The following is a 14,547-nucleotide window of genomic DNA, read 5'->3' as shown; positions in this document are numbered from 1 at the left end:
GTTCGAGAAACTGCCGCGCGGCCTCGCGGCTAACGGGGAACTCTGCGCGGTTGCGCCAGCGCGTGTCCTCGGTATAGGCCAGGGCCACGCGCGCAGGGTCGCGCGAGTTCCAGCCATCTTCGGCCAGGCGCACTTTTTCGGTGGCAGTGTGTTGTGTGAATGGAGGCAAGGGCGGGCGTGTATCCATGGGTGGCCTTGGCGGTGAGTGATGGATGTGTGGACAAGTCTGTCTACATGTTCATCATAAATCGATGTAGACAGACTTGTCTACAATCCTCGGATGACTTTTGACCCCCTGCCCATCGGCTGGCAAGACTTGCCCCCCCGAGACCGTCTGCTGCACACCGCGCATGCGCTGTTTTACCGAGACGGTATTCGGGCCACGGGCATCGACCGGGTGATCGCGGAATCTGGCGTGACCAAGGTCACCTTTTACCGCCACTTCCCGAGCAAGAACGCCCTCATTTGTGCGTATCTGGAGTACCGGCACGCGGGCTGGGTGGCCTGGTTTTCCGACGCGTTGCAGCGCCACGGAAAGACGCTGCGCCAAGGAGCGCATCGCGTGCACGCCCTGGCACCGGCCCTGGCCGAGTGGCTCGGCAGTGAGCACTTTCGGGGCTGTGCCTTCATCAACAGCGTGAGCGAGCTGGGGGAGACCGTCCCGGAAGTGGTGGAGATCGCGAGGCGCCACAAGCTCGAAATGACGGCGTTGCTCGCCACCTTGCTACCTGTGTCTGCCCAACAGACGCAGGATGCACAAGCGCTGACGCTGGTGGTGGAAGGCGCGATCGTGCGCGTGCAGATGGGCGAACCCGTGCGGGCGGTTGTGGCCACGGTGTCCCGCCTGACGAATGCCCTGGTGCCTGCGCTGGCCCCACGCGAAGGGTGAGCCTTTGAAGAGGGGCTTGCCGGCCTAGGCCAACCCTGCTGACGGCAGTCCGCGTATTCAGTTCAGCCGGGCACCTTGTGTGGCACCGTGGCGCGTGCGCTGGTCATACTGCTTTTCGCGCGCCACATGGTCCTGCAGTAGCCGGTGACCCAGCGCGTTGGCATCGCGCTCGAGGGTGGCGCAATCGGACGCTGCGGGCATCTGGCGGATGGCCTGGTCGATGGCTTGTGCTGCGTCGCGCCCGATCTGCACATGGCCTTGCTCATGGTGGGACAGCGCCTGCACATACCGATCAAAAACTGCCCGCTGTTCCTGGCTGGCTGTCAGCAGCTCGGGCAGTTGCACTTCAGTGCGCAGCCGGGTCTTGACCTCGGTGATCGCACAGCGGCCTGAGGCTTCGCGCCACCACCGGAAGGTCCAGCGTACGTTCCAGCGGGTGTAGCCATGAAAGCGCTGCCCTTCCACCGAAATGGGGGTTGCGGCATGCAGGGCCGCACGCAGGGTCTCGCCGGGCTGGGCGCGCACCACGTAGGGCCGCTGGGTGTTTTCTTCTTCGACGGCCGCGTGCGCTCCGCCTGCAGACAGCAGAAAGGCCACCACCCACCTCAGACGCGAGCAGGGCGGCAGACGCGGCAGCACCGATGCAGTCAGTCGCCCCACGGCAGCATCAGCGTGAGCAGCGACAGCTGGTCGAACTCGGGTGCAAAGGCGTCGATGATCTGCTGCGGCTCGGGGCACAAAGTGGTGTCGGTGATCACGCCAAACTGGACGCCTCCACCGTAGCTCAGGATGGAGACACCGAGGCCAATGTCACCCGACTGCGGCACCCAGAACATGCACTGCGTGACACGTGAGCCACACAGTGTCAGCTGCTCCTTGGGCCCGGGCACATTGGTCATCACGGCCGTGGTCTTGCGGCCGAACAGGTTGAGCAGCGCATCCTGCGCAGGCTTGATCATCAGGCCCGCCACGGCCAGCATGGCAAATGCCAGGATGGGCTGGGTACTGCCCTTGAGCGCATTCATGCGCTTGCGCACCTCGTACACGCGCTCGACAGGGTTGGCCACGCCAATCGGCAGCACCAGCGGCACCAGGCCAAAGCGGTTGCCCAGCTTCCACGCCTCCTCCATGGGGCGCAGGTTGACCGGGATCATCGCGCGAATCTCCTGGCCCGTAGGGTCGTCTCCCTGGCTGCGCAGGTAGCCGCCGATGGCGCCCGCCACGCATGACAGCAGCACGTCGTTGATGGAGCAGTTGAGTGCCTTGCCGATGGCCTTGACCTCCTCCAGCGGGATCGGCGGGCACCAGGCCACGCGCTTGGCGCTGCCGGGCTGGCCCTTGAGGCGCGTGGGGGAGTCGTCGGGCATGAGCGCCAATGCCGCCGCATCGCTGACGAGCTGGTAGGCCACGCGGGCCATGTCCATGGTGCCGGCCAGTCCGTGGTGCATGGCCTTTTCCGGGTCGCCCAGCATCTGCAACGACTTGGCAGCGCTGTCGCCCGCCAGATCCAGGGCCTTGACGGTGAGGCCGGTGAAGGGCTTGATGAGTGCGTCGGCGATCCAGTCCTCGGCGGTGGCGCCGTCCTTGTCGGCCCGGGGTTTGCGTTTGGGGGGCTCGGAGCCGCCATCGACCAGCGACATGGTCACCGAGATGAGTGCAATGCCGTCGGCAATGCAGTGGTGGATGCGCACGATGAGCGCGCTACCCTTGGCGCCGTCGTCACCGACAAAGTCTTCGATCAGGTGCATCTGCCACAGCGGCCGGCGGGTATCGAGCGGCTGCATGGCGAGTTCGCCCACGCGGTCCTGCAGCGCGCGCTGCATGCTGTGGCCTTGTTGGTGGGGCAGCTTCTCACGCAGCACATGTGCGGCGATGTCGAAGTTGCGGTCCTCCACCCAGGTGGCGCCTGCGGCATCTTCCACCACGCGCTGGCGAAAGCGCGGGTACTGCAGCAGGCGCTGCTGCACGCGGTCGCACAGGGCCTCCCAGGTGATGCCGGGCGACAAGGTCCACACCCCGTTGATCATCATCAGGTTGCTGTGCGAGTCCATGCGCAGCCAGGCGGTATCGACCTTGCTCATGCGCTCGCCCGACAGGCCCAGCATGCCGGTGGCGGCGCGGCGCACGTTCTTTTGCACCACGGTCGCGGCCTTGCGGGCTGCGGGGGGCAGGGCCTGGGCGGCCTTGCGTGCCACCTCAGGCGCCTGGTCGCGCATGGTGCGCAGGGGGCTCGTGCTGCGGCCGGGGGCGGCTTTGCGGGGGGCTGGAATGCGGGTCACCATCAGATGTACACCTGTTGTTTGATTTTTGGGGGCTTGCCTCTATGGATTGAGCGGCCCCGGGCCGTGCTCAGCCCGTAAGATACAACGCAGCAAACCCTTGCCGACACCGTTCTTTCCCTCCCCCCACACATCCCAAGGAGCACACCGACATGGCCGACCTCAATGCCACCTTCGAAGCCGCCGTGGCCAATTCCAAGAACCTGAGCGAGCGTCCCGACAACGCCACGCTGCTCAAGATCTACGCGCTGTACAAGCAAGCCACCGCCGGCGACAACACCGAGAAGAAGCCCAGCTTCTCCGACATGGTGGGCCGTGCCAAGTGGGACGCCTGGGAAAAGCTCAAGGGCACGGGCGCCGACGAGGCCAAACAGCAGTATGTGGACCTGATCACCTCGCTGAGCTGATACGGCGTTCCTTCCAAAGAAAAAGGCGACCTCGGTCGCCTTTTTCTTTGGGCAGCAGGGAGGCGTGTCTAACGCTGAACCCACCCCTTGGGCAGCCCCGCCTCGGGCGTCATGCCGTAGACCGGCTCGCCCGGAAGCCCCGCCTGCAGCGGTGCGCGTGCGGCCATCAGGCGCTTCAGGTCCACCCCCGTGGTGATGCCCATGGCTTCGAACATGAACACCAGGTCTTCCGTCACCACGTTGCCCGACGCGCCCGGTGCATAGGGGCAGCCGCCCAGGCCGCCCAGCGACGCATCAAAGGTTCGCACCCCCACGTCGTAGGCCGCCAGGCAGTTGGCCAGGCCCAGGCCCCGGGTGTTGTGCATGTGGGCAGCCCCGGCCTTGGCGCCCAGCTCAGCGCGCAGGCGCGTGAACAGGCGGCGCACCTGGGCCGGGTTAGCCATGCCGCTGGTGTCTGACAACCCCACCTCATCGGCACCAGCCTCGGCACACAGGCCTGCGAGCCAGATCACATCGTCTTCGGGCACCTCGCCCTGCAGGCTGCAGCCAAAGGCCGTGGACAAGCCCACCTCCACCAGCATGCTGCCGGGAGCCTGCGCGTCGCGCAGCCGGGCCACGGCACGCACTTCTTCGACCATGGCTTCGCGCGTCTTGCGCACATTGGCCAGAGAATGGGCGGCGCTGGCCGATACCGGCAGGGTGACCTTGTGCACCCCGGCCGCCAGCGCCGCCTCGGCGCCGCGCAGGTTGGGCGCAAGTGCCATCACGGTGATGCCGGGGTAGGTGAGCGCGTGGCGCACCACCTCGGCCACATCCGCCATCTGCGGCAGCAGGCGTGCGGGGACAAACGAGCCGACTTCGATCTCGCGTAGGCCCGCAGCCACCAGGGCGTCGATCCAGCGCAGCTTGTCCGCCGTGGGCATGGTGGCTTGCACGGACTGCAGGCCATCGCGCGGGCCGACTTCGCTGATGAGTATTTGGGGAGGCGTCATGGTGCTGGGCGGATGAAGCCGGTGAGGATAGCGCGCTGGCGCCACCAGAGGGTGTCTTGCGCTTTTGAACAAAGTGGCAGTTTGGATTGCCATACCGGTAAACAGCTCTGCAATATGCGGCAGATTGGGCGATTCCTATTGTTTTGGCGCTTCGGGACACTGCAGGGAGCCGTATCCATTCCCATTCGGAGACAAGCGCCATGCCTTCACACCATCATTTTTCCACCCGCTACCTCAGTGCCTCCGATGTCATCGACATGGTGCAGCGCAAAGGGGTCGAGGCCTGCCTGCACGGTATCGCCAACTACATCCATGCCGACTTTCTGCGCTGGGGCGCGTTCGATAAATCGGCGCGTGTGGCCAGCCATTCGCGCGACGGCGTGATCGAACTCATGCCCATTGCCGACAACCAGACCTATGCGTTCAAGTACGTCAACGGCCACCCCAAAAACACGCGCTGGGGCCTGTCCACGGTGATGGCATTTGGCGTGCTGGCCGATGTGGCTACGGGCGCTCCGCTTTTGCTGAGTGAACTCACACTCACCACCGCCCTGCGCACCGCCGCCATGTCGGCCGTGGCCGCCCGCGCACTTGCGCGGCCTGGCAGCCGCACCATGGCGCTGATCGGCAACGGCGCCCAAAGCGAGTTCCAGGCGCTGGCCTTTCACCACCTGCTGGGCATCACCACGCTGCGGCTGTTTGATACCGACCTGGCTGCCACCGCCAAGCTGCAGGCCAACCTGCAAGGTACGGGCCTGCGCATCGTGGTCTGCACCAGCACCGCCGAGGCCGTGCGCGGCGCCGACATCGTGACCACGGTAACGGCCGACAAGACCAACGCCACCATCCTCACGCCCGACATGCTGGCGCCCGGCATGCACATCAACGCAGTGGGCGGCGACTGCCCCGGCAAGACCGAGCTGCATGCCGACGTGCTGCTGCAGGCGCAGGTGTTTGTGGAATACGCACCGCAAACCCGCATCGAAGGCGACATCCAGCAGCTGCCTGCCGACTTTGCTGTGACCGAGCTGTGGGAGGTGCTGGCAGGCCAATGCGCCGGCCGGGCCAGCGATGCGGCGGTGACGGTGTTCGACTCGGTGGGCTTTGCGCTGGAGGACTTTTCTGCACTGCGCTTCTTGCGCGATACCGCGGCCGAGCTGGGCATGGGCCACCCTATCGAACTCATCCCGGAGCTGTCAGACCCCAAGAACCTGTTCGGGCTGCTGCACACGCGCAACCCTTTGCTGCGCGCTGCTGCCTGACGCCTGTCCGGTCAGACTTTCTCAGTCTCGCCACACCACACTGCTGGCCGGATCGGCGCGTGTGGTGCGGAAATGGTTGGCTGGGTGCGTGGGGTCCGCCATGCCGAACGAGATGCCGCAGACGATGCTGCGGTCCTCGCCAATGCCCAGCGCCTCGCGCAGCACGCTGGGGTAGGACGCGAGCGCGGCCTGTGCGATGGAGCCCGCGCCCAGGCTGTGCGCGGCGAGCATGAAGTTGCTGACGTAGGCACCGCAGTCCACCGCACCATAGACGCCCAGTGCCTCGTCGCTGGTGATGATGGCCACGTGCGGCGCGCCAAACATCGTGAAGTTCTGCGCCGCCTGTTGCGCGGAGGCTTCGCGGTCGCCCTTGGCAATGCCCAGGGCTTCGTACAGGCCCCAGCCGCATTCACGCCGCCGCTCCTGGTACACGCCCCGGTATTCGCGGGGCCAGGGCAGGTCGGGCGCAGGCGCTGCGGTGGCCATGTGTGACTGCAGCGCAGCGCGCAGGCGTTCCAGCGTGGCGCCACTGGCAATGGTGAGCTGCCAGGGCTGCGCGTTGCACCACGAGGCCGTGCGTTGCGCGGTGGCCAGAATGGCTTCGATGGTGGCGCGCTGCAGCGGCTCGGGCAAAAAGGCGCGGCAGCTGTAGCGGGTGTGGAGCAGTGTGGAGAGGATGTCAAACGCCGGGCTGTGGGCGGCAGTGTCCGTGGCGGTGGATGTCATGGTGACGGCCCTGGTGGCTAAGCCTTCTTGGCTTTGGCGGCAGGTTTGGCCGCCGCCTTCGTGCCTGGCTTGTCTGTGCTTGCCTCGGCTGCGTGCTTCTTCTTGTCGGCAGTGGGCTTCTTGGCGCCGGGGTGGGGCGCATTGAGCAGGGCGTCGAGCTGTTCGCCAATTTCGGCCTCGATGCGGTCCTTGAACGCGCCGAACAGAAAGCCCAGCTGCGCCTTCATCTCGAACTGGTGCGCATCTACCAGCAGGGTACCCTTGACGCCCGAGCGGGTGAAGGTGAGCAGGTCTTCTTTCTCGCCCTCTTCGTAGGTGCATTCCATGTCGAATTTTTCTTCGGCCTTTTCGGCCCAGGAGAAGGCGACCTTGCGGGCTTCCTTGAAGCCGAGGTGGTGTTCGCGGTGGATATGAATGTCAGGCACCGGCTGTCTCCTTGAGGTGTTGGGGGTCAGGTAAAAGGGAGCGCAGCGCCTCGTGGCGCTCGGGTTGGGGCTGCTGCGTCAGTTGTCGTACGGCATCATAAAACCGGGGCCAGTGGCGGCCCTCGCGTTCAAACAAGGCCTCGAAGGCGGGCACCAGTTCATCGTAGGCGGCCTGGGCTGCAAAGCTGGCGTTGTTGGCCTGCGCCACCCAGCGGTCGTAGCCAGCCACCTGGGCCGTAGTGGCCCGGGGCGTGGTGCCTTCGTGCGCCTCCAGCCAGCGCGCGCGCAATGCAGCATAGTCTGCGCGGAAGGTATTCATTGCTTCTATTTTCATAGCATTCAAGGCATGAACTTCTAGCGCTTGAAGCTCTTTTTGCTCATAAATAGCCGCCAGGCGCGTGCGGGTGGCGCGCGTGAGCGCTCGGAAGGCCCTGCGCCGTGCCTCGCTGGTGGCGTAGGCATCGCGCGCGGCGGGTGTGGACTGCGTGGCCAGCCACTGTGCCACGCCGATGCGCTCCACCGCTGTGGCAAAGGATTCGTTGAACAAGGTGTCGTTCTTGGCATAGACCACCTGGTGCGCCAGCTCGTGGAACAGCAGGCGCACAAAGTCGCCCTCGGGCCAGGCGATGAAGGTGGACAGCAGCGGGTCGCCACCCGCCCAGTTCATGTAGCCCAGTGTGGAGTACGCGGGCACGCCATACACCTCCACCTCCAGGCCCTGCGCGGCCAGCTCCGCCGCCTCTGCCCGAGCGTCTGCCTCGGTGAAGTAGCCCCGGTAGCCAATGCAACCGGTCACCGGGAAACACCAAGTGTGCAGGGTGAGGGAGTACGGAGGTGCAGCCACCACGTTCCACACGGCGGAGGGGCGCTTCAGGTCGGCATAACGGCGATAACTGGCGTTGTCGGGCAGGCCGAGGTCGGTCACCGCAAAGGCCCGCGCGCGTTGCGCCATCTGCAGCCGCTCGCGCAGGGCGGGCGCGATGTCTTTGCGCGCCACCCAGTCGTCGATGGCCTCTGCGGCGTACATGATCTGCAGGTGCCCGCGCAGCGATTGCCAGTAGTAGCCCAACGCGTTGGTGGGGCCGGTGGTGCTGGCGCAGCCAGCCAGAACCAGGCAAAACATCAGGCTGAAAGTGGCCCGCAGGCGGGGAAGTGGCTGGCGCATGGAGTGCAGTTTATGGGCAGATCGAGCCCATTGCTCCAGCCCTGTCAGCAGCCTGGCTGTTGTGGTTTCTAGAATGCCGCGCATGACCCCTTTGACCTCTCCCGATCCTGCTCGCCAACCCGCGCTGGCCGACGGTCTGTTCGCCGACGAGGCCGGTTGCCCACGCTGCATCTGGTGCCAGGCCACGCCTTTCTATCGCCATTACCACGATCACGAGTGGGGCTTTCCGGTGGCTGACGATCGCAGGCTGTTCGAGAAGATCTGCCTGGAGGGCTTCCAGTCGGGCCTGAGCTGGCTCACCATCTTGAACAAGCGCGAGGGCTTTCGTGCGGCGTTTGCGAACTTCGACGCCGAGCAGGTGGCGACCTTCGGCCCCGCCGAGGTCGAGCGCCTGGTGCAGGACGCGGCCATCGTGCGCCACCGGGGCAAGATCGAGTCCACCATCAACAACGCGCGCCGGGCGCTGGAGCTCCAGCGCGAGTTCGGCTCGCTCGCACATTACGCGTGGCGCTACGAGCCCGCCGCCGCCGACCGGCCCGAGCGCATCACGCGCGAAGTGGCGCGCACCCTGTCCACGTCGCCCGCATCGATTGCCATGTCCAAGGACCTGAAGAAACGGGGCTGGAGTTTTGTGGGTCCCACCACGGTGTACGCCTTCATGCAGGCCATGGGGCTGGTGAACGACCATCTGGAGGGCTGCCATTCCCGCCAAACAGCGCTCGCGGCGCGGGCGGATTTTGTGGTGCCGCGCGGTTGATCGATCAGGCCTACGCCACGGGCCGCAGCAGCCACAGGGCGGCCAGAGCAGCCAGGCCCAGCAGCGTAGTGAGCCACAGTGCGGCCGCCCCGGTGCTGTCCAGCAGCATGCCAAACAGCACCGGTGCAAAGGCCTGTGCCACGCGGGCGGGCACCATCATCACGCCCTGGCGGGCGCCATAGCCTGCGGGCCCAAACAACACCAGCGGCAGCGTGCCCTTGGCAATGGTCAGGATGCCATTGCCCGCACCATGCAGCACGGTGAACACCGCTGCGGCAGGCCCGCCCACCAGCATCAACAGGGCTGCGCCCACGGGGTGCGCGGCCGCAGCCAACTGGGCCGAGAGCAGCGGGTGCAGGCGGCGCAGAAGGCCAAACTCCAGCAGCCGCGCCGCCACCTGCGCAGGACCTACCAGTGCTGCCATGGCGACTGCGGCCTGCAGCGATGTGCCACTGGCCTGCAGCAGGCGCGGCAGGTGGGCCGCCATGGCGGTGCTGGTGAACCAGGTGACCGCAAACACAAAGGACAGCAGTACGGTGGTGCGCAGTGGATGTGCGGGAGCAGGCGATGCAGATGCCGATTTTTCTGTGGTGGGAGTGACGGGGTTGCCTGCTGGCGGTTCAGAGGCTTTTTCTGTCACATCAGCGCGCGGCAGCCAACCGTTGAGCGGCACCCCCACCAGCAAGTGCAATGCGGCCCAGCCCGCGCACGCGCCGCGCCAGCCCCATTGCACCTCCATCCAGGCCGACAGTGGCCAGCCCACGGTGCTGGCAAAGCCTGCAATCAACGTGATGCCGGTGATGGCGCCGCGTGCACCCTGGCCATACAGCCGCACCAGCGTGGCGAACGCCGCCTCGTACAGGCCCGATCCCATGGCCACGCCCATCAGAACCCATGCGGCAAACAGGCCCACGGGGCCTTGCGCCAGTGCCATGCCTGCGAGGCTGGCGGCAAACAGCAGGTTGGTGCCCACCAGCACCGGGCGCCCGCCGTGGCGGTCGATGGTGCGGCCTGCCAACGGCCCGAGCAGGGCCGACACGATGAGCGCTACCGAAAACGCCGCGAACACGGTGGGCGTGGACACCCCCAGGTCGCGCGCCATGGGCGCGGCGAGCATAGCGGGCAGGTAGTAGGACGAGGCCCAGGCCAGGGTCTGGGCTGTGCCCAGGCGCGCCACAGTCCAGCGTTGCGAGGCGGCGCTCATGCCGCGCGGTGGGCCATGGCGGGGGCGCGCGAGGTTGCCTCAGACACGCTGGCCCTGCGCGTTGATGACGACTTCGCCATCCTCCTTGGTGAAGGCGCCCTGCTGGGGGGCGGGCAGGATGTCGAGCACCTTCTCGGACGGGCGGCACAGCCGCGTGCCCAGGGGCGTGACCACCATGGGGCGGTTGATGAGGATGGGGTGCTGCAGCATCGCGTCGATGAGCTGTGCGTTGGTGACGCCCGGTGCGTCCAGCTGCAGCTCGGTGAAGATCGCCTCCTTGGTGCGCACGGCGTTGATCACCGGCTCGCCCGTGGCGGCAATCAACGCCACCAGCGTGGCACGGTCGGGCGGGGCTTTCAGGTATTCGATGACCTCGGGCTCCACGCCGCTGTTGCGGATCATGGCCAGCGTGTTGCGGGAGGTCCCGCATTGGGGGTTGTGATAGATGGTGATGGCGGTCATGGGACGCTGTGGATGGCTGACGGAATGGCGGTGGTTACGCGGGGGTTACGAATAGGCGGGTTGCTGGCGTGAAAGTTTGCCACTGTGCAGGGGCCAGCCTGGCAACTGCTCCAGCGCGTTCAGCAGTCGCTGGCCTGCATCGCCCAGCGCGTCGTCGTTGTGCACCTCCAGGCTGGCAGAGCCTGGGGGCGGTGTGTAGGCCATGGCGCGTTGCACGCGGGCCTCCACTTGCTCAGGACTCTCGCGGCCCCGCGACAGTAGTCGCTGGCGCAGCACCTGGGGGCTGGCGGTGATGTGCACCGCCACGAGGTCCGGGAAGCGCGCCAGGGCCTCAGGCAGGTAGGCGCGCGAACCATTGAGCAGCACCCAGTGGCCCTGCGCCAGCGGCGCCAGTTGAGCATGCCTCACGCCGTAGCCCAGGCCATTGGCCTCCCAGTGCAGGGCAAATGCCTGTTCCTGGCGCAACGCAACAAACGCCTCAGGCGACACACTTTCATGGGCTTCGCCGCCAGGCATGGCGGCACGGCTGATGGTGCGCTGTGCCCAGTGCACGGGGCACGGGGTAGGCAGGTGTGCCCGCAACCAGTCCAGTAGGCTGTCCTTGCCCGCACCCGAGGGCCCCATGCAGTAGATCAGTCTGCCGGTGGTCATGCGCCCATCTCCAGGTGATCCAGCAGCACAAAGTCGGCGCCGGGCGTGGGCTCTGCAAAAAGGGCCAGGCTGTTGAATTGGAGGATGGGCAGGTCCGAGAAGAATTCCTGTGCGGCATCGAACACCAGGGCCTGCGTTGGCGGGTCCACCTGCGCCAGGCTGCCAGTGAGGGACATGTGGAAGCGGAACTCGTCCAGCACAAACGGATAACCCCATTGCTGCAGCAGGGCGTCCTGCCGGGCGGTGAGCCCGGCCGCGCGGCGCCGGGCGAGGTCGGCGTCGGACAGCGGTGCTGCCAATGGCTGCAGTGCCATCACGCAGGTGGCAGCGGTCTCCTGGATCTGCGCATTGGCAGGGTGCAATGCCGGCGGCACCAGTGCCAGGAAGTCGTCGATGCGTTGCACCTGTAGCGGCGGCAGTACAAAAGGTTCCAGCCCGCGCGCCAAGGCCTGCACGGCCTGGTGCAGCGTGATCCAGTCGGTGCCGGACGCCAGTGCAAACGGCGCCTTGAGTGTGGCGTGCCAGCCGTAGCGGCGGGGTGCAGCGGTCAGCCGGTGCAGGTCGTCAGCGGCGACGCCTTCGATGGCGAGTTGCTGCAGGGGCTGCAGCAGCGCGGCGCAGCGTCCCAGCCAGTGGCTACCCGCCAGCCAGCCCAGGCTGCCAGGGTTGGGAGCGAAATAGACCGCATAGCGGTGGTGGGAGGAGGGGGGCGTGTCAGGGGTGTTCATCGTGGTCAATGGTCAGTTTCACGCGGTCGCCCGCAAACCAGGCGCGCGCCCATTCGATGGGCGTGCCCGCCAGGTCCACGTTCAGGCTCTCCACCTGCAGCACGGGGCGTGACGTGGGCTGGCGCAGTTGTGCAGCCACTTCGGCACTGGGCAGCTCGGCGGTGATGCGGCTTTCGCGGCGGGTGTAGTCAGCCACACCGTGGGCGGTGAAGCCTGCAGTGATGGAGCCCGTCTCGCGCACCACGGCGGCCAGGTTCTCAAAGCGCGGCAGAGGGAAGTAACGCTCGCTCACATGGAGGGGCTGGCCTTCAGCCTCACCCCGCACACGCAGCGCCAGCAGCGGGCTGCGCGCTGGCACCTGCAATGCCTTGGCCAAGGCAGCGGTGGCCCGCGTGGTCTGCGCCTGCAGCACCACCAGGCTGCCGCGCAGGCCCGCCTGCGCCAGGCCCTGCTGGTGGCGCGTGCGCTTGCCCAGCACCAGGTCCACCGCAAAGTCTTCGACATAGGTGCCACTGCCCTGTGTGATGCGCACCAGCCCCTGGCTGCACAGGCTGGCGAGAGAGCGGCGGATGGTGTGGCGGTTCACGCCGAACTGCTCGGCCAGTGCGTGCTCCGAGGGCAGGCGCTGGCCTGGTGGGTAGACGCCGCTGCCAATGGCTTCGGCCAGTTCAGCGGCAATGCGGGTCCAGAAGCTGTCGCGCGCAGGGCGCAAGGACGGTGCGGGTGCGACCTGCAATGCGGACGAGAGAGAGGTAGTGCTGGCTGTCATGAAACCTACATGCGCGCTCTTTAAGCTGGCGCCAGTTGTTCAATTTGTCTATACAACTTTCAGGGTACCACTTCCATGTTTCAAGCCTTTGACAACCCGGGGCCAGATCGCCCCCTGGGTCGCGCGCAGTGGATGGCGCTGCTGGCCCGGGCGCCGCTGGGGCTGCTCGAATCCGCGTTGCAAGAGCATGCCACCCGTCCCGCAGGGTGGCTGCGTGCACCCGAGACCGGTCTGATGATGGTGCAGGGCCGCGCCGGAGGCACGGGCGAGCGCTTCAACCTGGGCGAGGTCACCGTGACCCGCTGTGCGCTGCGTATGGCGAATTCATCGGATGCCACAGAGGCTACTGTGGGCGTGGCCTACGTGCTGGGCCGCTCGCACCGCCAAGTGCAGCTGGCGGCCCTGGCCGATGCGCTGCTGCAAGACCCTGTTCAGCAACCGGTGCTGGACGAGCAACTGCTCGAACCCATCCGGAACCACCTGCGCAATACCCAGGCCGAGCGCCAGGCGCGGGCCGCCAGCACCAAGGTGGACTTCTTTACCGTGGCGCGCGAGAGCGGTTCCGACAACGAGGAGGAGAACGAATGAGCACGACCTCTTTGGCATCGCTGGGGGCCGGATTTTCGAATGAAGCCTTTGGTAGCCAGGCAGTGTTCCGCGCGGTGCTGCAGGCGCTGTCGCACCCCGGCCGCACTGTGGCGGTAGAGCACGACGCTCAGACCCCGGCTACGGGGCATGCCGCATCGGCTGCTGTTCTGCTGGCGCTGCTCGACAGCGACTGCGCGTTGTGGCTCTCGCCCCGCCTGGCGGCCAGTGATGCGGGGGCGTGGTTGCGCTTCCACACGGGCTGTACCTTGGTGGCTGACACCGCGCTCGCCCGATTTGTGTGGGTGGCGCAGGGCGACGCCCTGCCTGCGCTGCACAGCTTGGCCCAGGGCAGTGACACTTACCCCGACCAGTCGGCGACCTGCGTGGTGGACGTGTCAGGTACCACCGCAACCACGGTAGACGCCCCTGGGGCATGGCAGTTGCGCGGACCTGGCATCCAGGACGTGGCGGCTTTGCAGGTGGACGGGTTGCCCGACGACTTCGAGACCCAGTGGGCGGCCAACCACGCTGTGTTCCCGTGTGGTGTGGATGTGTTGTTGGGCACGGCGGGCCACGTTGTGGGATTGCCGCGCACAACGCGGGCGACGCGCGGTGCTGCCGCCCTTCAGGAGGTCTGAGCATGTACGTAGCCGTCAAGGGCGGAGAAGCCGCCATTCTCAACAGCTACCAGTTGCTGGCCCGCCAGCGCCGGGGCGATGTCTCGCAGCCTGAACTCTCGGTAGCGCAGATCCGCCAGCAGCTCAAGCTGGCAGTAGACCGCGTCATGACGGAGGGTTCGGTGTACGACCCCGAACTCGCGGCCCTGGCCATCAAGCAGGCGGCGGGCGACCTGGTGGAAGCCATCTTTTTGCTGCGCGCCTACCGCGCCACGCTGCCACGCCTGGGCACCACCTGCCCGCTGGACACCAGCCGCATGGCGCTGGACCGGCGCATTTCCGCCACGTTCAAGGACCTGCCGGGCGGCCAGGTGCTGGGCCCCACGTACGACTACACACAGCGCCTGCTCGACTTCAAGCTGCTGGCCGAGGGCACGGTGACGCCACCTGCCGCTGCGGCAGCTGCGGTGCCACCCGGCCCCACGCCGCGCGTAGTGGACCTGCTCAACCAGGAAGGTTTGATCGAGACCCGCCCCGTGCCCCCTGGCGACCCCGCGCCCACGGACCTGACCCGCGAGCCACTGCGCTTCCCCGCCAACCGCGCCACACGCCTGCAAAACCTTGCG

Annotated in this window: 19 protein-coding genes; 7 read left to right on the top strand and 12 right to left on the bottom strand. The window is 66.7% G+C overall.

Annotated elements, in window-relative coordinates:
- A partial coding sequence (locus ISS20_RS18415; protein WP_291438366.1) for a DUF1348 family protein occupies window positions 1–187 on the bottom strand: 187 nt, incomplete at its 3' end.
- A gap of 93 nt (window positions 188–280) precedes the next feature.
- Here ISS20_RS18415 and ISS20_RS18410 point away from each other — a divergent pair.
- A complete protein-coding gene (locus tag ISS20_RS18410; protein ID WP_291438365.1) occupies window positions 281–889 on the top strand; it encodes a TetR/AcrR family transcriptional regulator in 609 nt (202 codons plus the stop codon).
- A gap of 57 nt (window positions 890–946) precedes the next feature.
- Here ISS20_RS18410 and ISS20_RS18405 read toward each other — a convergent pair whose 3' ends face one another.
- On the bottom strand, window positions 947–1,549 hold the full coding sequence (locus ISS20_RS18405) for a DUF922 domain-containing protein (protein WP_291438364.1): 603 nt from the start codon (window positions 1,547–1,549) through the stop codon (window positions 947–949).
- Complete coding sequence (locus ISS20_RS18400) at window positions 1,537–3,171, bottom strand: wax ester/triacylglycerol synthase family O-acyltransferase (protein ID WP_291438363.1); 1,635 nt, start codon at window positions 3,169–3,171, stop codon at window positions 1,537–1,539. The genes ISS20_RS18405 and ISS20_RS18400 overlap by 13 nt, the downstream gene beginning before the upstream one ends.
- Before the next feature lie 149 nt (window positions 3,172–3,320).
- On the opposite strand from ISS20_RS18400, the gene ISS20_RS18395 reads away from it, so the two are divergent.
- Window positions 3,321–3,575, top strand: coding sequence for an acyl-CoA-binding protein (locus ISS20_RS18395; protein WP_055397012.1), 255 nt, complete (start codon window positions 3,321–3,323; stop codon window positions 3,573–3,575).
- A gap of 68 nt (window positions 3,576–3,643) precedes the next feature.
- On the opposite strand, the gene ISS20_RS18390 is transcribed toward ISS20_RS18395, so the two are convergent.
- Window positions 3,644–4,567: a hydroxymethylglutaryl-CoA lyase gene (locus tag ISS20_RS18390; RefSeq protein WP_291438362.1), complete on the bottom strand. Its 924-nt coding sequence runs from the start codon at window positions 4,565–4,567 to the stop codon at window positions 3,644–3,646.
- Window positions 4,568–4,767: 200 nt separating this feature from the next.
- Here ISS20_RS18390 and ISS20_RS18385 point away from each other — a divergent pair, with 200 nt between their 5' ends.
- On the top strand, window positions 4,768–5,829 hold the full coding sequence (locus ISS20_RS18385; protein ID WP_291438361.1) for an ornithine cyclodeaminase: 1,062 nt from the start codon (window positions 4,768–4,770) through the stop codon (window positions 5,827–5,829).
- Window positions 5,830–5,850: 21 nt separating this feature from the next.
- On the opposite strand, the gene ISS20_RS18380 is transcribed toward ISS20_RS18385, so the two are convergent.
- From ISS20_RS18380 to ISS20_RS18370, 3 genes are read right to left on the bottom strand one after another with little or no spacing between them, the layout of a single operon-like run.
- Window positions 5,851–6,555, bottom strand: coding sequence for a nitroreductase (locus ISS20_RS18380; protein WP_291438360.1), 705 nt, complete (start codon window positions 6,553–6,555; stop codon window positions 5,851–5,853).
- Window positions 6,556–6,572: 17 nt separating this feature from the next.
- Window positions 6,573–6,980 carry a polyhydroxyalkanoic acid system family protein gene (locus ISS20_RS18375; RefSeq protein WP_291438359.1) on the bottom strand — a complete coding sequence of 136 codons (408 nt, stop codon included), beginning with the start codon at window positions 6,978–6,980 and terminating at the stop codon, window positions 6,573–6,575.
- Window positions 6,973–8,145, bottom strand: coding sequence for an aminopeptidase (locus tag ISS20_RS18370; protein ID WP_291438358.1), 1,173 nt, complete (start codon window positions 8,143–8,145; stop codon window positions 6,973–6,975). Before ISS20_RS18370 ends, ISS20_RS18375 begins: the two co-directional genes overlap by 8 nt.
- Before the next feature lie 82 nt (window positions 8,146–8,227).
- On the opposite strand from ISS20_RS18370, the gene ISS20_RS18365 reads away from it, so the two are divergent.
- The gene (locus tag ISS20_RS18365) at window positions 8,228–8,902 is read left to right on the top strand and encodes a DNA-3-methyladenine glycosylase I (protein WP_291438357.1); all 675 of its coding nucleotides are present in this window, start codon (window positions 8,228–8,230) and stop codon (window positions 8,900–8,902) included.
- A 10-nt stretch (window positions 8,903–8,912) separates the two neighbouring features.
- Here ISS20_RS18365 and ISS20_RS18360 read toward each other — a convergent pair whose 3' ends face one another.
- The 5 genes from ISS20_RS18360 to phnF are packed head-to-tail and all read right to left on the bottom strand — an operon-like array spanning window position 8,913 to window position 12,716.
- Window positions 8,913–10,106: an MFS transporter gene (locus ISS20_RS18360; RefSeq protein ID WP_291438356.1), complete on the bottom strand. Its 1,194-nt coding sequence runs from the start codon at window positions 10,104–10,106 to the stop codon at window positions 8,913–8,915.
- A 39-nt stretch (window positions 10,107–10,145) separates the two neighbouring features.
- Window positions 10,146–10,568 (bottom strand): arsenate reductase (glutaredoxin), encoded by a 423-nt coding sequence (arsC, locus tag ISS20_RS18355; protein WP_291438355.1) that lies wholly within the window; start codon window positions 10,566–10,568, stop codon window positions 10,146–10,148.
- Between the two features lie 45 nt (window positions 10,569–10,613).
- Window positions 10,614–11,219, bottom strand: coding sequence for a phosphonate metabolism protein/1,5-bisphosphokinase (PRPP-forming) PhnN (gene phnN / locus ISS20_RS18350; protein ID WP_291438354.1), 606 nt, complete (start codon window positions 11,217–11,219; stop codon window positions 10,614–10,616).
- Window positions 11,216–11,947 carry a DUF1045 domain-containing protein gene (locus ISS20_RS18345; RefSeq protein WP_291438353.1) on the bottom strand — a complete coding sequence of 244 codons (732 nt, stop codon included), beginning with the start codon at window positions 11,945–11,947 and terminating at the stop codon, window positions 11,216–11,218. Before ISS20_RS18345 ends, phnN begins: the two co-directional genes overlap by 4 nt.
- Window positions 11,934–12,716 carry a phosphonate metabolism transcriptional regulator PhnF gene (gene phnF / locus ISS20_RS18340; RefSeq protein ID WP_291438352.1) on the bottom strand — a complete coding sequence of 261 codons (783 nt, stop codon included), beginning with the start codon at window positions 12,714–12,716 and terminating at the stop codon, window positions 11,934–11,936. Before phnF ends, ISS20_RS18345 begins: the two co-directional genes overlap by 14 nt.
- A gap of 75 nt (window positions 12,717–12,791) precedes the next feature.
- Here phnF and phnG point away from each other — a divergent pair, with 75 nt between their 5' ends.
- The 3 genes from phnG to ISS20_RS18325 form a co-directional block, all read left to right on the top strand.
- The gene (phnG, locus tag ISS20_RS18335; protein ID WP_291438351.1) at window positions 12,792–13,304 is read left to right on the top strand and encodes a phosphonate C-P lyase system protein PhnG; all 513 of its coding nucleotides are present in this window, start codon (window positions 12,792–12,794) and stop codon (window positions 13,302–13,304) included.
- The gene (gene phnH / locus ISS20_RS18330) at window positions 13,301–13,942 is read left to right on the top strand and encodes a phosphonate C-P lyase system protein PhnH (protein ID WP_291438350.1); all 642 of its coding nucleotides are present in this window, start codon (window positions 13,301–13,303) and stop codon (window positions 13,940–13,942) included. The genes phnG and phnH overlap by 4 nt, the downstream gene beginning before the upstream one ends.
- Window positions 13,943–13,944: 2 nt before the next feature.
- A partial coding sequence (locus tag ISS20_RS18325) for a carbon-phosphorus lyase complex subunit PhnI (protein WP_291438349.1) occupies window positions 13,945–14,547 on the top strand: 603 nt, incomplete at its 3' end.

It is taken from the genome of Acidovorax sp., from assembly GCF_016783915.1.
Taxonomy (GTDB): Bacteria; Pseudomonadota; Gammaproteobacteria; order Burkholderiales; family Burkholderiaceae_C; genus Acidovorax.
This window is presented reverse-complemented; position numbering and strand designations above follow the sequence as displayed.